The sequence below is a fragment of the Paenibacillus sp. 2KB_20 genome, from assembly GCF_052115765.1.
Taxonomy (GTDB): Bacteria; Bacillota; Bacilli; order Paenibacillales; family Paenibacillaceae; genus Paenibacillus_AQ.
The window spans coordinates 1-24008 of record NZ_JBFRHH010000014.1 but is presented as its reverse complement, the minus strand read 5'-3'; the positions used below and the strand labels follow the sequence as shown (position 1 = coordinate 24008).

Sequence of the window (24008 nt, the reverse complement as noted above, 5' to 3'; positions counted from 1 at the left end):
GTACCGCTCCATAATCTAAGAATGACTTAAATATTGTCTGATTGACCCTACTCGGCGCCTAAATCCATACTGTTATTTTAATTTTAAACAGCCAACAACCTTACTTAACATCATAAGCCATCACCAGTCAGACGCTAACAGGACTACTTGTCCCGAGTCTCACCCCGAGAATATCAACCTCACGGTCGTTCCTCTCCCCGGCTCGGATTCCAGCTCGATTTGGTGGTTCATTTTATGAACGACCTCCTTAACGAGATACAAGCCCATGCCGGTGGATTCCTTAAGTTTGCGTCCGTTTTCCCCGGTATAAAACGGGTCGAACACCCGCTTCATATCGGATTTGGGTATGCCCATCCCCCGGTCCGTGATCTCCAGCACGACATGGCGGTGATCCTCGCTCCGGTGGGCTTGGATCGTCACCTTAAGTCCGGTACCGGCGGAATATTTGATGGCGTTGGATAGCAGCTGCAGCAGGATGAACCGAAGCCACTTGGCATCCGTCTGGACGGTGAGATCCGAATCAATCCGGACTTCCGGATACACATAACTGTGAATAAAATAACGCTTATTCTCGTGAACTGCATCGACTGCCGCCTGTTGCAGCTTCACAGGCTCCACACTGAAATCCTGCTCAAAGGTTTCGAGCCTGGACATGTAGAGCACCATCTCCAGCCCGCGCCGAATCCGGTCGGACTCTTCGGATATACTCTTGAAGGAGTCGTTATCATCCTCTTGCATGATCATCTCAATGACGGACAGCGGCGTTTTCATCTGATGCACCCATTGATTCATGAAGATCATATGCTCTTTCCGCCGGCGCTCCCATTCTTCCATGACCGTTCGGTATTGACGGTATTGCTCTTCCATCAGCTCGCTAAGGGCCGTAGGCAGCGGGGCCGATTCATTATGCTTGATCGATTCCTCCAGCGACCTGATGGGCTGTGACAGCCGCTCGTAGAAATCCCGGTGCGTGAAGTACCGGAATGCCAAGTATCCGCCCAGAATGGTCAGACCGAGGAAAACGGCATAAGCCGCTGTCACCGGATGATCATAACCGTCATACCAGAATACGAGCAGCACGACGAACAACTCGGCGACCGTAAATAGAATCAGGGGCAGTTGCTCACGCCAAAACAGCTTTTTCATAGCTTTCCCTTACCTCTTCCAAACCGTGTGCAGCCGATACCCGGAGCCACGGATCGTTTCCAGCGCATTCTCAATCCCTAACTCCGCAAGCCGTTTTCGTACCCGGTTAATATTCACGCTCAGCGTATTATCGTCAACGAACGTATCATCCCACAGCTTCTCCAGAATCGTCTCGCGTGTGACCAGCCGGGGGCTCCGGCTCAGCAGCGTCTCCAGGAGGATTGTTTCTTTTTTCGTGAGTAAGGATGTCCGATTCTCGAGAATCAGCTCCATCCGTTCGGGATACAGGACCAGCCCGTCCTTCTCAACCGTACGCTCGGCGGATGCTGCTGCATAATCGCCATATACGCGACGCAGCTGGCTGTGGATTTTGGCGATGACGATATCGTAAGCAAACGGCTTGGTGATATAATCATCCGCTCCGTTCTCCAGTGCCCTTAACTGATCGGGCGTCCCGTTCCGAGCGGATATGAAAATAATCGGACAGGTGGATACCGACCTGATCTGGCGACACCAATAATATCCGTCAAAGCTTGGCAGATTCACATCGAGCAGAACGATATGCGGCTTTATCTCGTGGAATTGTTCCAGCACATGATCGAAATCCTCGATGATTTTCCCATCATTTCCGTACCGTTCGATATGCGATTGCAGCATCCCCGCCAGCTTCGGGTCATCCTCAACAATCATGATTTTGTACATCCGTTCACCCTCCATGAAGCGTCAGGCCGCTCTTTCCCCTTCCGAAAGAGTTCGCCTGATGGTTATGACTCCCTAACGATAGCCGCTTCAAAAAAGTTGATTCCGTCCGGCGATGCGCCCTGCACATACACCCGATTGTTCTCTTCGACCGAACGCTTGATCAGCATCGTATCCTTCAGTCTGGCCTCGTGAAGATATGTAATCTTGAAGCCGATCACTTGCCCTTCCCGAAGCTCCTGCTCATCTAACACGTCAAAGCACAGATCTGCATAACGGGCATTATTCAAATGACCATTCGTATCGATTCCGCTGTACCGGACCGTATAGGTATACGCCTCATCCAGCTGTACCCCTTCCGGCAAAACGGCTTTGCTTGGCAGTTCTCCAACCGTTTCCTGACCGATCGGCACCTCGTATGGAAACATGGACGGACGCAAAATTCTCCGTTTATGAATATCCACCAGCGCCCATACCGAGCGGCCCTCGCCCAGCAATTCTCCATCGCCGTTCTTTATCCGATAATCCCGATGCCACAGCGCCCCTTTGGCCCCGCGGCTCCAGGTGTCCACATATACGGTTTCCATATCCCTTGGCATGCGCCGCATATCAAGCTCCAGTGTAATCAGCATCCAGCCCATGCCCCGCTCGATCATCTCCTCGCGACTGATCCCGAGCGCCTCAATATGCCGGTCAGCCGCTCTTTGCAAAATACTGAGCAGCGAAGACCAACGGCAATCCCCTTTAAAATCTGCATCAACCGATTGAATCGTATATTCTTCTGTCCATTGTTCAACCATAAGTCCCATGCCAGCTCCTTTATTATTTTCAGACTAACCCTATTTCAAGCATAATCAAATACCCGGCGTTTATCAAAGCATGACACGGTATTTCGTCTGCTGGAAAAAAGTGATTTTGTCATCATCCGGTTTAAAAATCACGTCTTTGGTTAATAGTAAGGCACAAACAACTATAACTTATACGAGGTGATAAACAATGAGTTTTCTTTGGTCATTAATCGTTGGTGGTATCATTGGTTGGATTGCAGGCTTGATTATGGGCAGAGACATCCCCGGCGGTATCATCGGTAACATCATTGCCGGTTTTGTCGGTGCTTGGCTGGGTGGACTTCTGCTCGGGTCTTGGGGACCGGAAATGGGAGGATTCTACATCCTGCCTGCTCTGATCGGTGCCGTCGTGCTTGTCTTTATCGTCAGCCTGATCATGGGTTCGATGAGACGCGGCCGTTCCTAACTTGATTGAACCTAACTTGATTGAAATGGATTTTTGGATTTCATGGTGTGACTCACCGGCAACTGCACGATCCAGATTACGCAGCGGTATTCGCGAATGAACGAATGAGAATCCACAACAAAACAGGGTGACCTATTCGCTATCATGGCGGTAGGTCACCCTGTTTTCATGCTCCCCTTTCTTTTTAAGAAAGAGGAAGTCCTTGCTTCTTCGCATAATTGCCCCAATGCGGCCTGCGTCCATCGATGTCGCTAAACCCGTATTCATCCGATAAATCCCAGCTTGTTAGCGCTTTGCCGCTCTTGTCGGCAACATTGGGATCGGCCGCAAGCGCCGCAATGCCCTGTCCCAGGAAATACGGGGTCTCCGACTCTATGAAATGCGGCTCTTGCGCTGTGGCATCCTGCCAATTCTCTTCCGTAACACCAAAGTGATCCAGCATTTGTTCGGAACGCAGAAATCCTGGTGTAACGGACAGCGCGGTTACCTGATATGGACGTAACTCTTCCGCCATGGCTGCAGCAAGGTGAATCGCCGAAATTTTTGCCAGGCTGTAATACAAGTTCCCGCGATACCGATACGTAGATCCATCCGTAACTTCAATAACCAGCCCCCTACCGTTCTCCACCATCAGCGGAACACCGTAATAACTTGTGATCATGTGTGTGGTGACAGCTCGCTCCTGCATTAGCAATCCATCGGATAGAAACTGCTCCCAGAACGGGATGTTCCAGTGCGTGAGGTTCTCGCCTCCCCATATATCATTGACGAGGATGTCCAGTCGTCCTTGCTGGTCCTCGCGAATCCGTTCAAACAATGCTTTTACTTGCTCTTCCACGGTATGGTCACATTGCACAGCTATGCCGATCCCGCCTCGCGCCGTGACCATATCCGCCGTGTCATCAATGGTCTCGGTACGCTTGATATCCGATAGCTGCCCCCGTACGCTCCGTCCTGTGCAATACACCGTTGCCCCAGAGGCACCCAGCATCACCGCAATGGCGCGGCCAGCCCCTCGGGTCGCTCCAGCAACGACGGCTACTTTACCTTGTAATGGCTTGTGCTCATTCTTATTCATAGCGTAACCTCCTACCTGTATACTGAATTTTCTCAACATCCTTATCGTATCAGTCATATATGACATCCCTTGTCTTATATCCGTGCTACAATACAATTATCTTCTACAGATATTAAAGAGGTGACATGACTTGAGGGCGGATCGTCTATTGTCCATTATGCTGATGCTCCAGAACGGAGGTAAGAAGAACACCCGTTATTTAGCGGAGCAGCTCGAGGTATCGGAACGAACCATCATACGAGATATGGAAAGTCTAAGCTCGGCCGGTATTCCCGTCTATGCGGAAAGGGGCTCCTTCGGCGGTTGGGTGCTGGAGGAGAGCTATCGAACGAACCTGACCGGAATGACGCCTGACGAGCTTATCTCCCTGCTGGTCTCCAGTCATAGTCCGCTCATCGGAGATTTGGGAATCCGCAAACAGTTTGATGCGGCTTATCAGAAATTATTGGCCTCTTCCCCCCGCTCCATTCGGCAGGACGCCGAAATCATTCGGGAGAAAATCCATATTGATGGCGCAGGCTGGCACTCCTACCGTGAATCGCATCCGTATCTTACAGTGCTTCAGGAGGCACTATGGCTGGATCGTATCACCCGTATTCAATATATGAAGGGAGAGGAGCGGGTCGAAAGAATCATTCATCCGCTCGGCCTAGTTGCCAAACGCAGCACCTGGTATGTGGTAGCGGAATCCGAAGGCGATATGCGAACCTACCGTGTATCGAGAATCGTGGATGCCGTCATGTCCGAGGATACCTTCGAGCGCCCGGCTGATTTTAATCTATCCGAGTATTGGGAGGAGTCGCTGGCACGGTTCATGCAGAATCTTCCTCAGTATCCGGCACAGGTTCGAATGACCGTCTCTCTGATCAAGCGCTTTGAGCGCGAGCGATACGTAAAAATAATCCGATGCGACATGGAAAGCCAGCACGACGGATGGATAGCAGCCGATTTGGAATTCAACACCTTAGAATCGGCCTCAGCATTTCTTCTAAGCTGCGGAGCGGAAATCGAGGTGATGGCCCCGCAGGAGCTGCGTGAGCATGTCAGCACAGCCGCAAAAGCCATTTCACGGCTATATGAATAGATCATAAGAAAAACGACTAACGACATACTTTCTTTCTGCTATCTAAAAAAAGCACCAGGCAAATGCCTCAAAAGGGAGGCTTGCCCGGTGCTTTTTGCTGCGCATATATGTTCCTCATTATTGAATGGTATGGAGAGGCTTTAGGTTGGCTTCAATCTGTACCCGCTTCTTCTCAAGGAACGGTGGCAGCGCAAGGGATTCGCCGAGATGATCGATATGCTCATCCGTGTCAAAACCCGGGCCATCAGTAGCTACCTCGAACAAAATACCGTTAGGCTCTCTGAAATACAAGGAACGGAAATAGAAACGATCAACAAACCCCGAATTCGAAAATCCTACATCGCCAATCCGGTTGATCCATGCTCGGAGCTCCTCCTCGTCCTCTACGCGGAATGCAACGTGATGAACGCCGCCCCGACCAAGCCGCTCCTGCGGAAGGTCCGTTCTTTCTTCAACGTGCACTTCCGCTCCCGTGCCGCCTTCTCCTGTTTCAAAAACAAGGATGTCCGCCTGCCCGTCTACTGGCGAGGCATACTGACCTTTGTAACGGAAGCCCATCAGCTCCGTCAATACCTTGACGGTCTGCACTGGATTAGGTACAGTCAGCTGCACCGGACCTAATCCGATGATAGCGTATTCCGCAGGAACCGGTCCCTTTTCCCAAGGGATGCCCCCAGGAACTCCCTCATTATGTTCATCCGAGACCAGAATGATGCGCTGGCCCTCGAAATCTCTGAAGAGAAGCGTCAATCGGCCGGCACGTTCCTTGATCTCCTCGCGTTCTACCCCATGTTCATCCAGCCGCTGGGTCCAATATTCCAAAGCGCGGTCACTAGGTACGCGGAGGGATGTTGCCGAGATGCTGTTGTTTCCCTCGCGGGTCCGGCCTGCCATCGGAATTTCGAAGAAGGTCAGCTCCGTCCCAGGGTTTCCTTTTTCATCGCCATAAAACAGATGGTATACCGATACATCGTCCTGGTTCACCGTTTTCTTGACCAGCCGCATGCCAAGAACCTTCGTATAAAATTCGAAGTTCCGCGAAGCCGCAGCCGTTAACGCAGATACGTGATGAATTCCTTTAAACTTCATGACTTCAACCTCCATCTATATTTGATTTATTCTTCATTAACAAAACACTATCTCAGGCACCTGTCCTGTTGGATAAACGCCTTATTCAAAAAGCACCTTAATCAAAAAGCACCTTCACCCTTGCTTCTTCAACTTATCGTGTGCATCTGGCGCTTAATTTCAGTTTAGTATTTAACTCAGGAATCGTCAAGTCTTAATATTAAGATATTTAAAATAAAAATAACAGAACTCCTTTTTCCCTGATCAAACCCGGAAAAAATAGATCTGTTATTCATTCCCTGCTATGCTGAAGGCTATCCTCACATGATTGGCCCAGTAACACCACGAACGAATCATCGCCTCTTTATGTCTTGGATATCGCCTCTTCGCGATACTCGGAGGGTGTTTTCCCTGTTATTTTCTTGAATACTTGCGTGAAATATCGAGGGTCCTGATACCCTACCAGCGGCGCTACCTGGTATACCTTAACATCCGTATTCAGCAAAATGCTTTTGGCCTTCTCGATCCGGCATTCCGTCAAGTACTCCAGAAACGTATATCCCGTTGTTGCCTTAAACAGGGTGCAGAAATGGCTGATGCTCAAATCCGCCAGCTCCGAAACCTCTTCAATGCTGAGATCCTTCTGATAATTTTCCGCGATATAATCCTTGGCCTTACCCATAACGGCCTGGACATTGTCCTTGGCCTGCCCGGACCGGCTCTCGGCAATCCACTTGCTGAAATGGCTCTTGATGACATCCATCAGCTGCTGAAGGGTGCCGGAAGCATGAAGCTCCTGCAGCAGTTCCTCCAGCGACCACTCAAACAGCACCTTCATATGCTCAAACTGCCGATACAGCACAACGCTCATCTCCAGCAGCACCCGCTCGGTCATCTCCCGGCTAAAGGCACGCTCCTCGATGTAAGCCTTGGTCTCATCAAAAAGTTCCAGCAGCCGTTCCTTGTGAAGCGTGCGGATGCTTTCCACCATGAGCGACTCGAGATGCTTCGGATACTTTGCTTCGCTGGCCGTTTCCATAATGGAATTGGGAGTCCCGAGGAACACCCCCTCTTCCCCGGAATAGAACCGCTGGTATAAGGCGCGGACGGCCGTCTCGTAAGCCGTTCCCAAGCGGTCAATCCCGGTCATGCTGGGGCTGAAGCCGACCGAGCAGGACAGCTTCGTATTCCGCTTGATCAATTGCACCAGATCCCTGCCGATATCCTCCTGCCGCTCTTTCGTCAGGTTCGGAAACAGCAGCACCCATTCACCGCTGCGGAAAGGGAATACCGTCAGTCCGCCATGCTGCAAAGACCATTCCTCGAGGACGTTCCGTACCGCAAAGAGCCACAGGCGCTTCTCATCCATGCTCCACAACTCGTTAAGCCGCAAGTAATGATCCAATTGAATGACGGCCATCGTGTATCCATGCTCCAGCTCGCTCTCTTCCAGCCACTGCATATGCTGCAAGGGGCTTCGATTTCCCTCGATAAATTCCGTCAGCATCCTCTCCCGGGCCAGCAGCGATAAAACCTTGATCGAGTGCATCATGTGGTCATCCGCAATCTGCTTCTCCAGGGTTCTGGCCGCCTTGGCTAGCGTTTCCGTCAGCTCATCGTGATCGATCGGCTTCAGCAAGTAATCGAAAGCCCCTTCGCGCAGCGCTTCTCTTGCGTATTCGAACTCTCCGTACCCGCTAATGAAAATAATGATCCGCCGTGCCTGATCTGCCTTCAGCTCCTTCATGAGCGTAATGCCATCCATTCCCGGCATCCGAATATCGCTGATGATCATATGCGGCGACACTTCACGCGCCAGCTTGAGAGCGCTGTCCCCTGTCTTGGCCTCCCCTATGACTTCCAGATCCAGCTCATCCCAGGGAATGGCTGCCCTTAGACTGCGCAGAATGATCGGCTCATCATCAACCAGAATGACTCTGAATTTTCCATCCGATCCGCCCATGACGTTCCCCCTTGTCTCTTTTGGTTACTCCGGCACCGTGTTTCGCCTTAGCTGCCAATAGCGCACCGAGGACTTCTGTATCTGTTCCAGTGCGCCGGCCGCTTGCGTCCGTCCTCCAATCATATCCTCGATCACTTTGAGGAATAAACGGTTCACCTCAGGTGACAGCTTGTTGTCATATGGCAGAAAGGTACTCGTGGATTCCTCCATCAATTCCGTGACCTGAGCAAACACCGGCCCGGTTTTCTTCGAATCATAGGCAACCTTCATCGAAGGGACGCGGAGCCCTTCATACACCAGCCGCGTCTGCACCTCTGGGGTATAGAACATGCCCAGCAGCTCCAAAGCCGCTTGCTTCTTCGACTCATCCATATCCGATGACAGCCCGATGCCAATGGTGTATCCGCCTGCCAAGGATCGTTCTTCACCGGGAAGAAGGGACGGAAAGGGAATGACGCCTACCTCGTTCTGAAAATCCGGATGATCCTCATTCCGGAACAGCGTAATATCCCAGCTGCCGTTCAAATACATCGCTGCTTTCCCTTCAGTGAACTGGGCTATCGCTTCTTCAGTGGAAATATCATTCGCGTTCGGACTGAACGCCCCTTCGTTGATCCACGACTCCAGCTGCTCAAACGCCTCCAAATATGACTCATGCACAAAGCTGACCTGATCCTCTCCTTCAACCAGCCGGTCAATCAGCTCCGGCCCCGCGTATCGATCCATGAAATAATGCGCAAAAATCCCTGCCGGCCAGCGGTCTTCATTCCCAAGCGCAAAGGGAATGATATCGTTCTCGCGAAGCTTACGAATCACCTCATTCAGCTCTGCCAGCGTCTTCGGAGGCTCCAGATTCAGCTTCCGGAATAAAGCCCGGTTATAATAGATCGGCTCCGCGTGCCCCTCAAAGGGCAGGCCGTAGATCCGATTGTCGAAGGTCCAATGGTGGAGATCCTTGAATTGCTCCTTCAGACCGGTATCCTGCAAAAAATCCGTTAAATCCATCAGCCGGTTGGATCTGGCATACGGCATAATCTCGGCTCCGCCGAACAGGACAAACATATCCGGCGGCGTACCCGTGACCATCTCGCTTTTCAGCTTTTGTTCCCGATGAATCGTCTGATCGATGCTCTCAAAGTTCACCTTTACATTGGGATGCGCTTTCTCATACGTGCGGACAATACTCTCGAATATAGCCAGCACCGGTTTGTCATGCTCCTTGTTCCAGAAATGCCGGAACGTCAGCGTAATTTTCTCCGGCTGTTCCTCCTGGGCTGGTCCTTGACTCTGCACCGTAACCCACGCGACAGACAGCGTTAGCAGCGTGGCATATCCGACAATCCAGCCCCAAGTCCAAAACCATCTCACGCTGCAGCACCCCCTGTCATGTCAGTATTTTCGGTATTCGGATTCGTATCAAGGAGCCGTAACCGGGCGAGGAACAGATCATCAATCCGTAACGACTGCCAAACCGGATCCGCAGCCTTTCATGCACATTCTTCAGACCGACTCCATTCTCGCGATACTTCTTCAGTTGTCCCTGGTCCGTATTCCACAGTTTGATCAGCGTCTCCGGATCAAAACCCGGACCGTTGTCCTCCACATCAATCACGATATCCTCGCCGTCTTCGGACACCCTGATCGAGATCAATCCGCTTTCCTCCATCGGCTCAATCCCGTGATATAAAGCGTTCTCAACAATCGGCTGAACAATCAGCTTTTGCGTAACGTAGTGCTTAAGCGCATTCGGAAGCTCTATGCCGTAATCAAACTTTTCTTCAAACCGGAATTTCTGTATCCGCATATAATGCTGGACATGCTCCAGCTCCATACTCAGCGGTATAAGCTCATGATGCTCGCTGATGCTGATGCGAAGCAGCTTTCCAAGAGAGACCACCATCTTGCTGATATCCTTGTTTCCTTGTAGCACGGCCATCGAATTAATCGATTCCAGTGAATTGTATATAAAATGCGGATTGATCTGAGCGACCAGCGCCTGCAGCTCCGCTTCCTTTTTCCGGGCTTGTTCCGTCTCGACCTGTCCGATCAGCTCCTGGATCTGCGTGCTCATGCGGTTAAAGCCGTCAATTAACAGATCCGTCTCGTCCTCCGCCACTTTATGCGATGGGATCGGGACGAAGATCCCCTGCTTGACGCGCTTCATTCCGTTAACCGCACTGATGATGCTGCGCACCATTCTGCGCACAAAAAAACGGTCGAACAGAAACGCCGACACGAGCGAGATCAATCCCAGAATCAAGGCCAGATTACGAATCGAGACCGATTCGGCCGAGATAAGTTTGCTTGGCGTGATAGCGACCAGAAACCATTCTTTATTATGCGAAGGAGAATACGTGATCAGCGATTTTTCATCGGCATATTGATCGATATAATAGCCTTTTCCATTCGTATAGCCATCCGACAGAAACGGGAACGCCGTCCGCTCCCCGATATGTCCGCCCGACTTGCTGAATACGATCCGACCCTGCTTATTGACCAGCAAAATATCTCCCTGCTTCAGCGTTGCCGCCTCCCAGAATACCTGATCGAGCAGATCCGGCTTCACATAAATCACGACAGTCCCAATATCCTCCAGCGAGTAATAATCCTTAATGACTCTGGATTGGATCAAAACGGGAGAACCGGATGCCGCAGAGCCGTTCTCGCCGGGACCGACCCATACAGGGCGCCCTTCCGCCTCCTCCACCGCTTCATACCATTCCTGTTGTCTCAGCTCCTGAAGCTCCATTCCGCCATTCGTATGATAAAGCAATTGGTCGTTGGAATAAAAGGCAAACGACGCAATCATCGGATGATTGATCAAATTGTTGATCTCCTGACGCTGCTCGTAGGTAACCGCGTATTCCGGCTGTTTCAACATCTGCTGAACCGACTGCTGGGTGATCGCCGAGTTCGATATCGTCGTGATTTCATTCAAGGCGAACTTCAGCTTCCGATCCGTTTCCAGAAGCGAAATCCAGTAGAAATCATTCGACTTCTTCTCCATCGCTTCTGAAAAGCTGTAATAGGATACCCCGCCCAGCGCGATGACCGGAATGAAGACCAGAAGAATAATAGCGAGCAATATCTTTCGGCGGAGTTTCATGGATCCTTCCTCCCTCCACTCTACTATGTCTATTATTCTTCATGACAGTCCGCATTCCTTGTAAGACATCACCCCGCATGTTAACTTTTTATCGCGCCTGATGTCAGACCCGCGATGACATAGCGGCTGAACAATAGAAACACAATGAGAAGCGGCAGCGTCGCCGTGAAGGTGGCCGACATGATCATTCCGAAATCAAGGCCGTCTTTATTGGTGAACAATTGCTGCAGCGCAATTTGAATGGTGTAATTCTCTCTGTTTTTCAATACGACGAGCGGCCAGAAGAAATCATTCCACACATTCATGAAATTCAGAATCCCCAGTGTAGCCATCGCCGGTGTTACGACAGGAATGGCTATGTTCCAGAAAATCCGGAAATGTCCGCCGCCATCAATCCGCCCCGCTTCGATCAGCTCGGTATGAACGGCAGAAGCAATGTACTGCCGCATCCAGAAGATGCCGAAGGCATTGACCATGGCGGGCACGATCAGCGCTTTGTAGCTGTCGATCCAGTGCAACTTGGCCATGATGACGTACTGTGGAAGCACGCCCAGCTGTGCAGGCACAAGCATCGTGGCAATGACAAAAACAAACAGCGTCTTCTTCAAAGGGAACTCATACTTGGCAAAGGCATAACCCGCCAGCGTACAGAGGAACACAACGGACAATGTAACGGCTGAAGACACAACGACCGAGTTCATCAACGCCCTGAAAAAATCCGTTCGCTCCAGCACGCGCGAGAAGTTATCCAGAAACTCCGTTCCGGGTGTAAGCAGCGGCGGGATATGAAATGCCGCATCCTTGTCATTCGTAGCTACGACAAACATCCAGTAGAACGGGAAGATCGAGACCAGCGCGCCAAGGATCATGAAGAGGTAGAAGAAGAATTTGGCGACAACACCGGGTTCATCCGGTTTTTTTCGGCTTATGGCGACTGTGCTCATGCTTTTTTACCTCCCGTATCTTTACCTTCGCGGCCCACCATCATATTCAATACCGAGAACAGAATGGTGGCGATAAACAAGAGTACCGCCGTTGCCGCAGCCGTACCGAAAAATCCGTTCTTAAATGCTTCATTATACAGATAAGTGACCATCGTTACCCCTTCCTGACGCGTAGAGCCCGTGCCGGACTGACCGAGGAATACATATGGCTCCGTAAACAATTGGAGCGCGCCGATCGTCGATACCAAGGTCACAAACAGAATGAATGGCCGAAGAAGCGGCAGCGTGATATAGAGCAGCTGCTGACCTCGGGTGGCACCGTCGATTTTGGCCGCTTCATAAATATCGGTCGGAATGCTCTGCAGACCGGACAGAAAAATAATGGCGTTATAGCCCATCCACCGCCACATCACCATGGTCGAAATCGCGATTTTAACACCCCACCAGCCGGAGTTGAACGGTACACTTTCCGCGCCGAAGGTGTTCAGCATCCAGTTAACCATCCCGTTGTTCCCAAACATCGTACTGAACACCAGCGTCACGGCAACGATGGAGGTGATGTTCGGCATGAAATACAGAATGCGGAATGTGTTCTTGAATTTGTTCAAGGCCGAGTTCAGCATAACCGCAACAAATAATGCCACAATCAGCTGCGGCACGGTACCCATCAAAGCCATAATGAGTGTGTTGCTAAACGCGATCCAGAAGGTCGGGTCGCTTGTAATCAACTCGTAGTTCTTGAAGCCGACGTATTTCATCGGTCCGAGCGCGTCCCATTTGAAGAAGGACAAATAGATGGTAAAAAGAATCGGATACAGTCCAAAAATTGCGAACAAGATGAAGAAAGGCGATATGAACGTATACGCCGTAAACCGGCTTCGCACGGTCTCCGTCAACAAACGCCGCCTCGGGGGCACCGGTTGCGGTGACTCTGCTGTAGCTGTGTCTGCCATGAATGCACCTCCAGGTAGGTAAGGATAAATCCGAATCCGAGCGAAGAGAGCTTCCTCCCTACTCGGATTCGGACGGATTACGGGCTGAACGGGCTAGCGAGGAATGATCCTTTTCCTAACTGCGATCAACCAGCGTCTTGATTTGTTTCATTGCGCTTTCCCATTCTTTTTGCGGGTCGGCCTTTTTCTCCAGCACGTTTTTGAGCGCGTTCTTGATAATCGTGTCGGTCTGGTCGTGAAGCGGTCCGTAGTAAACCGGCTTGATGCGTTCCGCCGATTTGGCATATGCTTCGGAAATGACCTGGCCGCCGAAGAATTCATCCTTCTCCTCCGTGAATGAAGGCTCGCTGTAAACCGCCGGGATAGATGGGAACAAGCCGCTGTCCTTGAACGATTTTAGCTGATTCTCCTTGTTGAGCACCCACGAGATAAATTCGTAGGCTTCCTTAGAATGCTTGCCTTCCTTCGGCAAGGTCAGGAACGAACCGCCCCAGTTGCCTGCTCCTTCAGGAAGCTGGGCAATCTGCCATTTGCCGGCGGTATCCTTGGCATTGCGGATCGTGCCGGCAATCCAAGCCGGGCCGAGCATGACGCCAAAGTCTCCATCATTGATCGCTTTTTGCCATTCAGGAGACCACAGAATCCAGTTGCCGATCCAGCCTTCCTGAATTCCTTTTACCGTAAAGTCGTAAGCTTTTCTCACTTGCGGATTCGTATCTCCGATAAAGGAGCCGTCCTCTTTGTTGAAGTAGATTTGATCCGGAGACTGGTCGCGCACCCCGTTATATACCAGGTCCGTCAAGTCCGCGAACGGTTTTCCTGTTTTGCTTGTGAAGTCCTTGGCTACGCTGGCGAATTTATCCCATGAATCAATCGCTGCGCTAAACCCGTCCGGATCCGTTGGCAATCCGGCTTGCTCAGCCAGATCCGTACGGTAATATACAACCGTAGGACCGATGTCTGTAGGCAGACCGAGTTGGAAGGAGCCGTCAACCGATGTGGCCTGCTTCCATTTCCACTCCAGGTAGTTGCCTTCTAAGTCTTTGACGCCAAGATCGTACAGATTGTAGAATTTATCCTGGTTGTTGATAAAACGCTCCATAAAGGCGATTTCTAATTGGAAAATGTCAGGCGCACCCGAACCTGCGGACAACGCTGTCGTCAGATTGTTGTGATGTGCGGTTTGGTCCGACGTATTCTGGAATTTGAACGTAATGTTCGGATGCTCTTTCGTATATTCCTTCGCCAGTTCCTCATAGTTGGTCGTTCCCAGCGACCAGAAGGAGAGCTCGATTTTCTCTGTGGACTCGGTTCCTTCTTTGATATTGTCCGTCTCTTCGTTGCTGCTGCCTCCCCCCGGAGATTCAGCCGTACTGCTTCCGTTTCCGCCTCCACCTCCACATGCGGCAAGCGTGAACACCATGATGATACTCAGGAGCAGCATGCTCCATGACTTAAACCTTTTCATCGTTCTACCCCTCTTCCATGAAACGTATTTTTCTTCTTTAGTCTAATGAAAGCGGCGCCAAATTTTGAGGTGGTAAACTTTCGAATTTGAGTTGAATTTATTACGATTCAGGTTCGTTTATCCAAAAATCGCAGCACAAAAAAACCGCATATCGAATGTCGATAGCGGTCTTATAGATTTCATGATGTTCCATCGTTTTCATGTAACGAATTTATATCGTCCATTTTACGATGGAGCCGGCATAGGTCATTCCCCCGCCAAACCCGTAGAGTAAGACGTGGTCTCCCGCTTTTAGCCGTCCTTCATCCACCGCCAGCTGAAGTGCAAGCGGAATGGAGGCTGCCGACGTATTCCCGCGGTACTCGACGCTGGTTAAGGTGCGGTCCATTGTAAATGGCCCCCGCTCGTTAATCGCTTCGATCATGCGAAGATTGGCGCTATGCGGGACAAACCAATCCACTTCGGCTGGGGTCATGCCCCCTTTAGCCAAAAGAGCGCGAACGCCGTCCGGAATGTTCCGAATGGCCCACTTATAAATTTCCCGGCCATTTTGAACAAGGCAGCCGCTCTTTAATTCCGTGCCGTCCATTTGCTCGGAGAGCGCTGTTTTATACAGATGAATGCCGCCTTCGCCAAAGGTTCCCGATACAGACGCTATGACACTTGGCGAATCCTCATCTTTCTCCAGCAATACGGCACCGGCGCCGTCCCCAAACAATACGCATGTCGTCCGGTCGGTGTAATCCGTAATCTTCGATAAGGTTTCCGCCCCGATAACCAGGATCTTACGGTAGGCTCCCCCGGATATTAATCCGTCAGCCATCTGGAGCGCATATACAAATCCCGCACAGGCGGCATTCAGATCCAGCGCACCCGTGCTCGCAATGCCCAGCTTCGATTGCACCCGGGAGGCTGTACTTGGAAAAGAATACTCCGGAGTGCTTGTAGCCACAAGAATCATATCCGCATCCTGCACGGTAACGCCGTACCGATCAACCATATCCTCCACAGCTTTAATGGCAAGATCCGACACGTACTCGTGCGGGGCGGCAATCCGGCGTTCCCGCATGCCTGTTCGCTGGACAATCCACTCATCACTCGTTTCAACCATCTTCTCTAAATCCGTATTGGTTAATATCCGTTCAGGAACATAGGTCCCGATTGCCGTAATTCTTGACTTTGATTGGCTCATCATTCACACCTCCAAGTTTATAGCTATTATATCACCAAGTACTAGTACTTGGTACTAATTTATTTTTATATATGTTCATTACAGCCTTCACCAACATCACCTACATCTAAACACATAACAGCCATTCCACAAAAAAACCTTTATCGCGAAAGCGATAAAGGTTCTCTAAGCACGACTAGAAATAGACTTCCTCACCGACCGACATGGAATAAATGTGAAGGTTCGGTGCTTCCTCTGTCAGACGGGCTCGTAATCGGTCCGTTTCTCGTTTGTCTGCATGGACGAGTACGGTATGCAGTGCTGGAACGCCGGTTATCATCTGGCGCACGTCCGTCAGGCCCTGGTGTACCTTATACCTGATTTTTGTGACTGAGCAGGCACCGTATGACGCCGGATGTTGAAGGAGACGATGTCCAAAAGTCCCCTGGGAAACATGACCCGTGAGCAGGACCAGATTCCGGGTATCGCTGGACATCTGGCTATAATACCACTGCGCAAGATTCGACTGCATCATCCCATCGGTTACGAACCATAGCGATGCCCCGTGCTTCTGGAGCAAGGACTCGCGTTCCACCTTGCTAGCCGGTATGATCCAATCGTTCCGATTCAGTAATAACTCCAGCTGATCTCTCATTCCTTGATCCGATTCCTGGCTGCGAAGCCACTCCGAACGCTCGAGCAGTCGCTTCATCCCCTCGATCAGCGGCGCTTCGATCACGATCGGCACGTTTCCCCAGTTCCTGTATGCCCATAGGATCATTTCCTGCCCTCGGCCGGCAGCCGGCACCGGTAATAATACCTTCCCGCCGGTTTGCAGCGTGCTCTCAATCTTTTGTTCCAATTGCTTCAGTTTATCGGCCTGTGAATTAGCGTCGGTCCCGTAAGCCGCATCCACTATAGCCAGATCCAGCAGCATGGAAGAAGGCTTGTCTACCAGCGCAGGGCTGTCATCCTCAAGCAGCAGCGATTCGGATGTATAGTCTCCTGAATAAAAGATCCGTTTTCCTTCAGCCTGTACCAAAAACCAGACAGCCCCCACCATATGTCCGCTTCGCCCCCACATGACCTCTACGCCGGGATGCGCTTCAAACCATGTCAACTTCTCAGCCTCTTCCTCCAGGTACCGGTAGCGGATCGCCAGCTGATCCTCCTCCATATAAGGAAGCTCTACGCCTGCCCTTGCCGTGTACTCTCTCCAAGAGGCAAAGTAGGTCGTTAACTGCGCTGCCGTCTCACGGGTGGTCCACACCTCTCCTTGATAGCCAAGCCGGTACAGGAGCGGAATCGCCACCGAGTGATCCTCATGGGCATGCGACAGAAACACGGCATCCAGCTTCGGCACCTGTTCTTGCTGGATCATGGGATAGTCTCCCGATCCTTCCTTCTTGACGCCACAATCCAGGAGTAAATGAACCTGGCTGCCACTTAGTAAATAGGCGGAACGGCCATGCTCGCCTGCACCGCCCCACACCGTCAGTTTCATCATGATGCATTCCACTTTCTTTTAGAATTCATAGCTTCGACCAGCAGTAACAGCAGCACCGTCATACCGACGGAGACGACGGCCATCGCCATCCCGAGAGACACCTGTCCCTGCTCAAACTGCGCAAAGATATATGTAGCTGATGTCTGCATCGATGGAGGCAAAATGAGCAGTGACCCGACCAGCTCCCGTGACGCAATCGTGAAGGTCATGATCCATCCTGCCAGCATGCCGGGCATAATCAGCGGCAGCAGAATCCGCCGCAATATAAGCAGAGGACCGCCTCCAAATACCTGCCCCGCCTGAAACAGGGTACCGTCAATCTGCGTAAAGCTGGCCTTCACATATTGCACCGTGTATGGGAGGAACAGCACGACGTACGTCAGCACCACCATCCCATAGGTATTGTAGAGCGTAACCGGCATCCATGGCGCATTCCAGAGCAGGATCAAACCGACCACCATCACAATGCCGGGGACCGTATTCGGCAAAAGACTTAACAGATCGATGACCCGCTGCATCCGTGCCTGGGACTTACCGATCGTTAGGGCAAAACCGGTACCGAGTAGAACAGCAACCGTAGATGCTGCAAGCGACAGACCCAGACTGTTACTAATCGCTTTCTGGCTGACCGATCCCCAGGACAGCAATTCCTTGTAATGATCAAGCGTCAGATTATCTAAGGACAATCCGGCTCCGCGGAGCTTCATCAGGGATGCCGCAATGATTGAAAAATAAGGAATGCCGACGGACAATATCAGCAGCAAACCGATGTATAAAGCGCAGACGGCGCCTTTGCTGCCGCCCAGCGAATATCTTTTGGAGCGCTGACCTTTGCCGCCGACAAGACGGTAGGTAAACCTCCGGCTGATCGTAGACTGCATGTACCACATCACCAGACAAACCGACAGCAGGACTGATGCCAGCGAGGTCGCTTTACCGAAATCGATGGGCCAGCTAGAAATATATTTGTGGATTTCCGAGGTCATCACATAATAGCCGATGCGGCGACCAAACGTTGCCGGCGTGCCGAATTCCGCAATGGTTTTTACGAACACCAGCATCGCACCCATGCCGTAAGAGGATAACAGCAGCGGCATTATGATTCTTCTAAACCGGTATCCTGCGCTTGCGCCATGAACCGCTCCGGCCTCCTCAAGATTACCGCCGATGCGGATCAGAGCGTCCCGCAGCAGCAGGTAGAGAAACGGGAACAAGTGCAGACTCATGATCAGCACCATGCCTCCGAAGCTGAAGAAGGAATCGCTCCACCTCGCTGCTCCCGGCAGCCACTGCTGTAAATATCCGCCCTTTTGCATAAATAGAATCCAGCCCATCGAACCGATATACGGCGGGGTCATGAACGGAATCATCAAAATCACGTCCACCCACCGATGCTGTCCCAACCGGGTTTTGGCCATCATCCAGGCAAGCGGCAGCGCAAACAGTGTCGATCCTGCCACCACGCATACCCCTAGCCAGATGGTTTGCAGCAAAATACCGGACAGCTCATGACCGGCTATCGTTCGTATCGGTGCCAGCCAATCGAAGTGCTGATCCGGGTATACACTTTGCCAAAAAATAAGCAGCAATGGCACACCGATGCTTATAATAAGAAGAAAAAGGGCGAGAATAACGCCCATTTTCCGTAAAAATCGCTGACTGTCCATGATGACAGGTCTCACTGCGGTTCACCTCACATTGCCTTCCTGTGGTTCGCTCCTAGAGGTTGTTCAAAAAGTCCGATTTTGATAAGAAAACCTAATCGATGCCACTTCAAGGATGAGCGACCGCGGTGATAGGTAGGTTTTCTTGCGATATAGAATTTCATCAGCCTCCGCTGATAACTAATAAATTCTATATCTAACACGAAGTGAATCAAGAAGCAACTCGGCATCGAATCTTGAATTCATCCGGGCCTTCCGGTGCTCACGTACAAACTACGTACGCTCCGCTCCTCACTCCCTAGCTTCATCCAACTAAGGCGTTTTGTAAAAACGCACATCGGAAGCATAAGCTTCGGTGCTGAAAACCGACCTTTTTGAACACGCACTCTTATGCACTTACTTGAATACTTCGGAAAAACGTGCTGCCGTCTCGTCCCCATGGTCATTCATCCAAGCCCAATCCACTTTAAACACCGGAATATCTTTCAGATTGGTCCGGCCTTCGGCCTCCACATCCTCACGACCCGGAATCAGATAGGCATCCGCCACCAGTTTCTGCGCTTCGTCAGACAGCAAGTAGTCGATGAAAGCCTTGGCATTATCTACGTTCGGACTGGATTTCAAAATCGCAGCCGGTCTCGGACTCACGACAGTTCCTTCCTCCGGGTATACAATGTCAAGCGGCTCGCCTTTGGCTTTAGCCGAATAAGCCATATAATCCACGCCTGCAGCAACCAAACTCTTGGCACCGGTGATCACAGGGTCCAGCGCTTCCTGGTTCGCTCCTGCCATAGCAGTCCCATTGGCTTTATAATCCTCGAACAGTTTCCAGCCTGCGTCGCCCTTCACACTCAAATAGCCCGTGATAAAATCCAGCGCCGATCCCGACAGCGTCGGATCCGGAATATTGACCGCATCCTTCCACTCTGGCAAGCCTAAGTCCGCCCAGCTTTGAGGCGGCGCAGAGACCAGATTGGTGTTGTATACAATCCCGAGCGCCGATGCGCTTGTGCTGAAATAATTTCCTTCCGCGTCGGACCAATCCTTATTCAGCTTGTCCGCATTGGCAGCTTCAGGATAAGGCAATGTCAGACCATCCGCCTTGAGCGCCTGTGCGGATGGGAGGGAGGCCAGAATGACAACATCCGCGACCGGATTCGATTTTTCCGCTTCCATCCGTGCCAAAATTTTGCCCGTTGTCCCTTGGAACATCTCTACCTTCACTCCGGTCTTAGCTTCAAAACCGCTCACGATATTGTCAGCAAGCTTTTGAGGGCCAGCGCTGTAAAGGACGAGCTTACCTCCGGCTTGCGCACTCCCCGATGCAGTTTGCTTGCCTGTATCCTGTGCCGGCTTAGTAGCTGAATCCCCATTCGGCGTACTGCCGCATCCAAACAGACTTAGGCTCATAACCGATGCCAACAACAGTACCGCGCTTTTTTTCCGGAACTTCAATTGACTCATTTCTCCCCAACTCCCCTTCATCTTAGCCTGCAGCAGCAGGTGTGCGTTTTGCTATATTCTGTTGCATGCTCACGTTCTTATCATGACTTGCTCCTTCACCCATCTGGCAGATCGTATGCGGAGACACGTACAGATTCACGCGTTCTCCGACCGGAATTCTCTTGTCCAGGTAAGCGGTCCACTTGTCCAAACCATCCACCTGTAAGCGAATTTCGTATCCCTCTCCTACATAGCTCACGCTTAGCACGGTTGCCTGATAGCATACATCCTCCGTGCTTGTCCTGCTCCAGCTCACATGCTCCGGCCTCACCATGGAGTGATCGACCGTCAACCAATTGGACTTGCCGATAAACGAAGCCACAAAGGGATGACTGGGTGTTTCATATATCATCTCCGGGGTTCCACGCTGCAGGACTTCCCCTTTACGCATGACCACAATTTCATCCGACATCGACATGGCTTCCACCTGATCGTGTGTGACATAAAGGGCAGTCAACCCCATATCCTTCACAAGCGACATCATTTCGATCCGCATTTCCTCCCTAAGCACCGCATCCAGCGCACTCAGAGGCTCATCGAACAGTACTAGAGCCGGACGGATCACTACTGCTCTGGCAAATGCAACCCGCTGCTGTTGTCCACCGGACAGCTGATGCGGATAACGGTCTTCCATTCCTTCTAAACGGACCATAGCCAACGCTTCGGTTACTTTTTGCCTGAGATCCGTCTTAAGCTTGGCCGCTTTTAATCCGAAAGCAACGTTCTCGTATACCGTCATATGCGGCCAGAGGGCAAAATCCTGAAATACCATCCCGAAGTTGCGTTTGTGCGCCGGAACGTCAATCTTCTTGTGCACGGAGTAGATACACCGGTCTTCCGCATAGATTTCTCCTCCGTCCGGCTGTTCCAGCCCGGCGATCATCCGCAGCAGTGTCGTTTTGCCGCAGCCTGACGGCCCGAGCAATGTGGTGAATTGACCATGACGCAGTTTTAAATCGGTAGGAAGTAACGCGGGTGTACCTTGAAACGATTTTTGAATGCCCCTGATTTCAATATCCACTTTCGATCCCAACCTGTCTTCTTAAGCTATTTCCAGTGTAAGGGTTACGTTTAAGCGTTGTATTAGACTAATGTAAACTCAGAATTAACTTTTTGTTTGAATTCTGTTGATACTCATAGATTAAATCTATATAGAGAGCATAAATAAGAAATCATCAAGGGAGAGATATACGAATGAATCTGATGAAGCTGCAAATTGTGGAGCTGATCGACCGCCATCATCATATGACCAGCGTGGCAGAAATACTTGGCATTAAGCAGCCAACAGTTACTTTTCATATGAAGTCACTAGAAGAAGAACTGCAAGTCCGGCTGTTTGAGTCCAGAAGCGGAAAAACATTTCTCACCGAGGCTGGACAAGCTCTCCTGCATTATGCGGTAAAAATAAACGCGCTTGCCAAGGAGTCGGAGCGGGTCGTCCGCGAATACGACAGCTTATATCGGGGAACGCTGCACATTGGAGCCAGTTATGTCCCTGCCACCTATCTGCTGCCCGCGATATTGAATACCTTTGCCCGTGAGTTTCCCGGCATACGGATCTCCTTATCCGTCAAGCCTTCTCCGGTTATCCGTGAGATGCTAGCGCGGCACCAGATTGATCTGGGCATTATTTCATCCGAACCCTTTACGGGGTCCAGTCTGCAGGCCAAGTCCTTGTGCAAAGATGATCTGGCCCTAATATGTTCGCCTGACCATCCGCTAGCCAAAACGGATTCGCTGCAGCCCGAGCAGATCATTCGGACTCCCTTCGCCTTGCATGGAACCGAATCCAGCACAAGGCAGCTGACGGACCTGTGGCTGGAGCAGCATGGTTTGCATATGAGGAGTCCGGTAGAGCTCGACTCGCTGGAAGCGATCAAGCAACTTGTGTTGCTGGGGGACCATGTTTCCTTTATGTCACGGATGGCGGTACAACGGGAGCAGCAGCAAGGTTTACTGCACATTATGCGGATTCCCGGCCATCGAGCATCCCGGCACATATTCAGCGTCCATAATAAGGACCGTCTTCCTTCCGTCCAAATTCAGCGTTTTCAAGAGGTTTTGCGTGAAGTGGGCAAACAATTGGAGCAGGTCCTGTGATCTAGGTGAGTATATTCTGTAAGCTATGTGGATGGATTAACAAAAAATGTATGCTGCTATTCAATAATTCTATAAACATTTGATACAATCGCCCTCCCCCGTTAACAACTCACAATTATTCAGCGTTTAAAGTAAGCTGTGTACCTAAATCCAGCTTATGGGAGTGATTGTGTTGAGAAAATGGAAACAGCTGACGTTGTCTTTCATGGTAGGTTTCGCGACTCTAGGAAGTGGACTAACCGGTCTCCAGTCGGAGGTTTCGGCCGCCGCCAATGCCGTGCCTTCGTATGAAGTGAAGTTCCTTGCCAAACCCGAAACCGTGCTGGAATCCAGTGGGAGCCTGCGGAGCGAAGTCATTCAAGCATTCGGAATAGCCTCTGTTCCCCAAGCGATCGGTGTTGCTTATTATGATACAAACAACCTGGAACTGGATGCCGAAGGCTGGAATGTCCGTTTTCGCAAAAAAGAGGATAAAGATAACTACGAGCTTACCTATAAGAAACGGTATCCCATTGTGAATGGAGATATTAACGCGGCGCTCAGCTTGGCAAACCAGGAAGGCTTTGATGCTTCGGATGACAATTACGAGGCCGAGATTGATTGGGGCTATGGCAAACAAACACTTAGTTTCTCCAACACCAAGAAGGTAAGTACGAATACAACCGGCACAGCGCTCCCATCCGAACAAGACGCTTTGGCTTTGCTGCTGGACAAACTCCCAGGTAAGCTCAAAAAATGGTCCTCTCCGAATTGGGGTCAACAAAAGCTCTCACAGTCCCGTATTCATGGACCGCTGACGTTCTACCGCTATGAAGGATCATGGAAAGGCCAGAAAATGAGCCTCGAAGTTTGGCCGATCCGCAATGCAGACGGCACAGGAACCGAGAATCTGATCGAAATCTCTTTTAAAACGTCCGATGTCTCGGTTGCTTCCCAACTCCGATCAGAGCTAATGGACACCCTGGAGTCTAACGGTTGGCTTCTTCCTATGGATGGCTTGAAGACACAGCTGATATTGGAAAGATACTAAGATAAAGATATTTAAGATAAAAAAAGATATTAAGGTAAAGAAAAGAAGGGCGCCCAATAGCAGGTGCCCTTCTTTCTGATGCTTCATGATTCTTTTCACGAGTTCGTGCGGGGGATAACAAAAAAGACCGCTATCGATTACTCGATAACGGTCTTTATGGTTGTTCGCTTGGCGACGTCCTACTCTCCCGGGACCCTTCGGTCCAAGTACCATCGGCGCTGGAAGGCTTAACGGTCGTGTTCGGTATGGGAACGCGTGGAACCCTTCCGC

The 24008-nt window shown here is 51.0% G+C and carries 20 protein-coding genes and 1 rRNA gene; 4 read left to right on the top strand and 17 right to left on the bottom strand.

The features are described 5' to 3' along the window. Window positions 1-159: 159 nt before the first annotated feature. The 3 genes from AB4124_RS27960 to AB4124_RS27950 form a co-directional block, all read right to left on the bottom strand. Window positions 160-1146: a sensor histidine kinase gene (locus AB4124_RS27960; protein ID WP_430108584.1), complete on the bottom strand. Its 987-nt coding sequence runs from the start codon at window positions 1144-1146 to the stop codon at window positions 160-162. Window positions 1147-1155: 9 nt separating this feature from the next. Further along, on the bottom strand, window positions 1156-1848 hold the full coding sequence (locus tag AB4124_RS27955; protein WP_441974867.1) for a response regulator transcription factor: 693 nt from the start codon (window positions 1846-1848) through the stop codon (window positions 1156-1158). 62 nt (window positions 1849-1910) lie between these two features. Beyond that, window positions 1911-2645 carry an acyl-[acyl-carrier-protein] thioesterase gene (locus AB4124_RS27950; protein ID WP_441974949.1) on the bottom strand — a complete coding sequence of 245 codons (735 nt, stop codon included), beginning with the start codon at window positions 2643-2645 and terminating at the stop codon, window positions 1911-1913. 196 nt (window positions 2646-2841) lie between these two features. On the opposite strand from AB4124_RS27950, the gene AB4124_RS27945 reads away from it, so the two are divergent. Further along, on the top strand, window positions 2842-3099 hold the full coding sequence (locus AB4124_RS27945; RefSeq protein ID WP_076325633.1) for a GlsB/YeaQ/YmgE family stress response membrane protein: 258 nt from the start codon (window positions 2842-2844) through the stop codon (window positions 3097-3099). A 184-nt stretch (window positions 3100-3283) separates the two neighbouring features. Here AB4124_RS27945 and AB4124_RS27940 read toward each other — a convergent pair whose 3' ends face one another. Further along, window positions 3284-4177 carry an SDR family oxidoreductase gene (locus tag AB4124_RS27940; RefSeq protein WP_441974866.1) on the bottom strand — a complete coding sequence of 298 codons (894 nt, stop codon included), beginning with the start codon at window positions 4175-4177 and terminating at the stop codon, window positions 3284-3286. A 130-nt stretch (window positions 4178-4307) separates the two neighbouring features. Between AB4124_RS27940 and AB4124_RS27935 the strand changes: the two genes are divergently transcribed. Beyond that, on the top strand, window positions 4308-5261 hold the full coding sequence (locus AB4124_RS27935) for a helix-turn-helix transcriptional regulator (RefSeq protein ID WP_339270444.1): 954 nt from the start codon (window positions 4308-4310) through the stop codon (window positions 5259-5261). Between the two features lie 117 nt (window positions 5262-5378). On the opposite strand, the gene AB4124_RS27930 is transcribed toward AB4124_RS27935, so the two are convergent. From AB4124_RS27930 to AB4124_RS27875, 12 genes are all read right to left on the bottom strand, one after another. Beyond that, on the bottom strand, window positions 5379-6350 hold the full coding sequence (locus tag AB4124_RS27930) for a ring-cleaving dioxygenase (RefSeq protein WP_441974865.1): 972 nt from the start codon (window positions 6348-6350) through the stop codon (window positions 5379-5381). Between the two features lie 343 nt (window positions 6351-6693). After that, window positions 6694-8292, bottom strand: a complete 1599-nt coding sequence (locus AB4124_RS27925) for a response regulator (protein WP_441974864.1) — start codon at window positions 8290-8292, stop codon at window positions 6694-6696. A gap of 24 nt (window positions 8293-8316) precedes the next feature. Continuing rightward, a complete protein-coding gene (locus tag AB4124_RS27920) occupies window positions 8317-9660 on the bottom strand; it encodes an ABC transporter substrate-binding protein (protein WP_441974863.1) in 1344 nt (447 codons plus the stop codon). Window positions 9661-9676: 16 nt separating this feature from the next. Next, complete coding sequence (locus tag AB4124_RS27915; RefSeq protein WP_430108599.1) at window positions 9677-11398, bottom strand: cache domain-containing sensor histidine kinase; 1722 nt, start codon at window positions 11396-11398, stop codon at window positions 9677-9679. Window positions 11399-11478: 80 nt separating this feature from the next. Beyond that, window positions 11479-12342, bottom strand: a complete 864-nt coding sequence (locus tag AB4124_RS27910) for a carbohydrate ABC transporter permease (protein WP_430108602.1) — start codon at window positions 12340-12342, stop codon at window positions 11479-11481. Next, window positions 12339-13295: a carbohydrate ABC transporter permease gene (locus tag AB4124_RS27905; RefSeq protein WP_430185964.1), complete on the bottom strand. Its 957-nt coding sequence runs from the start codon at window positions 13293-13295 to the stop codon at window positions 12339-12341. The genes AB4124_RS27910 and AB4124_RS27905 overlap by 4 nt, the downstream gene beginning before the upstream one ends. A gap of 115 nt (window positions 13296-13410) precedes the next feature. Next, window positions 13411-14763: an ABC transporter substrate-binding protein gene (locus AB4124_RS27900; protein ID WP_441974862.1), complete on the bottom strand. Its 1353-nt coding sequence runs from the start codon at window positions 14761-14763 to the stop codon at window positions 13411-13413. 211 nt (window positions 14764-14974) lie between these two features. Then, on the bottom strand, window positions 14975-15955 hold the full coding sequence (locus tag AB4124_RS27895) for a ketoacyl-ACP synthase III (protein WP_179090724.1): 981 nt from the start codon (window positions 15953-15955) through the stop codon (window positions 14975-14977). Between the two features lie 175 nt (window positions 15956-16130). Then, a complete protein-coding gene (locus AB4124_RS27890; RefSeq protein ID WP_441974861.1) occupies window positions 16131-17441 on the bottom strand; it encodes an MBL fold metallo-hydrolase in 1311 nt (436 codons plus the stop codon). Further along, window positions 17438-19081, bottom strand: coding sequence for an ABC transporter permease (locus AB4124_RS27885; RefSeq protein ID WP_441974948.1), 1644 nt, complete (start codon window positions 19079-19081; stop codon window positions 17438-17440). Before AB4124_RS27885 ends, AB4124_RS27890 begins: the two co-directional genes overlap by 4 nt. Before the next feature lie 420 nt (window positions 19082-19501). Beyond that, window positions 19502-20569 carry an ABC transporter substrate-binding protein gene (locus tag AB4124_RS27880; protein WP_076325645.1) on the bottom strand — a complete coding sequence of 356 codons (1068 nt, stop codon included), beginning with the start codon at window positions 20567-20569 and terminating at the stop codon, window positions 19502-19504. 22 nt (window positions 20570-20591) lie between these two features. Further along, the gene (locus AB4124_RS27875; protein ID WP_441974860.1) at window positions 20592-21629 is read right to left on the bottom strand and encodes an ABC transporter ATP-binding protein; all 1038 of its coding nucleotides are present in this window, start codon (window positions 21627-21629) and stop codon (window positions 20592-20594) included. Window positions 21630-21802: 173 nt separating this feature from the next. Between AB4124_RS27875 and AB4124_RS27870 the strand changes: the two genes are divergently transcribed. After that, window positions 21803-22708 carry a LysR family transcriptional regulator gene (locus tag AB4124_RS27870; RefSeq protein WP_441974859.1) on the top strand — a complete coding sequence of 302 codons (906 nt, stop codon included), beginning with the start codon at window positions 21803-21805 and terminating at the stop codon, window positions 22706-22708. Between the two features lie 157 nt (window positions 22709-22865). Beyond that, entirely contained in the window at window positions 22866-23738 is an 873-nt protein-coding gene (locus tag AB4124_RS27865) for a hypothetical protein (RefSeq protein ID WP_441974858.1), read from the top strand. 166 nt (window positions 23739-23904) lie between these two features. On the opposite strand, the gene rrf is transcribed toward AB4124_RS27865, so the two are convergent. Further along, window positions 23905-24008, bottom strand: a 5S ribosomal RNA gene (gene rrf / locus AB4124_RS27860); the annotation flags it as partial.

Excerpts from the sequence above, each read along its gene's own strand:
- AB4124_RS27900 (WP_441974862.1), bottom strand. The coding sequence starts at position 14,763 with ATGAAAAGGTTTAAGTCATGGAGCATGCTGCTCCTGAGTATCATCATG.
- AB4124_RS27905 (WP_430185964.1), bottom strand. The coding sequence starts at position 13,295 with ATGGCAGACACAGCTACAGCAGAGTCACCGCAACCGGTGCCCCCGAGG.
- AB4124_RS27930 (WP_441974865.1), bottom strand. The coding sequence starts at position 6,350 with ATGAAGTTTAAAGGAATTCATCACGTATCTGCGTTAACGGCTGCGGCT.
- AB4124_RS27895 (WP_179090724.1), bottom strand. The coding sequence starts at position 15,955 with ATGAGCCAATCAAAGTCAAGAATTACGGCAATCGGGACCTATGTTCCT.
- AB4124_RS27940 (WP_441974866.1), bottom strand. The coding sequence starts at position 4,177 with ATGAATAAGAATGAGCACAAGCCATTACAAGGTAAAGTAGCCGTCGTT.
- AB4124_RS27865 (WP_441974858.1), top strand. The coding sequence starts at position 22,866 with ATGGGAGTGATTGTGTTGAGAAAATGGAAACAGCTGACGTTGTCTTTC.
- AB4124_RS27945 (WP_076325633.1), top strand. The coding sequence starts at position 2,842 with ATGAGTTTTCTTTGGTCATTAATCGTTGGTGGTATCATTGGTTGGATT.
- AB4124_RS27910 (WP_430108602.1), bottom strand. The coding sequence starts at position 12,342 with ATGAGCACAGTCGCCATAAGCCGAAAAAAACCGGATGAACCCGGTGTT.
- AB4124_RS27890 (WP_441974861.1), bottom strand. The coding sequence starts at position 17,441 with ATGATGAAACTGACGGTGTGGGGCGGTGCAGGCGAGCATGGCCGTTCC.
- AB4124_RS27950 (WP_441974949.1), bottom strand. The coding sequence starts at position 2,645 with ATGGTTGAACAATGGACAGAAGAATATACGATTCAATCGGTTGATGCA.
- AB4124_RS27880 (WP_076325645.1), bottom strand. The coding sequence starts at position 20,569 with ATGAGTCAATTGAAGTTCCGGAAAAAAAGCGCGGTACTGTTGTTGGCA.
- AB4124_RS27885 (WP_441974948.1), bottom strand. The coding sequence starts at position 19,081 with ATGGGCGTTATTCTCGCCCTTTTTCTTCTTATTATAAGCATCGGTGTG.
- AB4124_RS27960 (WP_430108584.1), bottom strand. The coding sequence starts at position 1,146 with ATGAAAAAGCTGTTTTGGCGTGAGCAACTGCCCCTGATTCTATTTACG.
- AB4124_RS27955 (WP_441974867.1), bottom strand. The coding sequence starts at position 1,848 with ATGTACAAAATCATGATTGTTGAGGATGACCCGAAGCTGGCGGGGATG.
- AB4124_RS27870 (WP_441974859.1), top strand. The coding sequence starts at position 21,803 with ATGAATCTGATGAAGCTGCAAATTGTGGAGCTGATCGACCGCCATCAT.
- AB4124_RS27925 (WP_441974864.1), bottom strand. The coding sequence starts at position 8,292 with ATGGGCGGATCGGATGGAAAATTCAGAGTCATTCTGGTTGATGATGAG.
- AB4124_RS27915 (WP_430108599.1), bottom strand. The coding sequence starts at position 11,398 with ATGAAACTCCGCCGAAAGATATTGCTCGCTATTATTCTTCTGGTCTTC.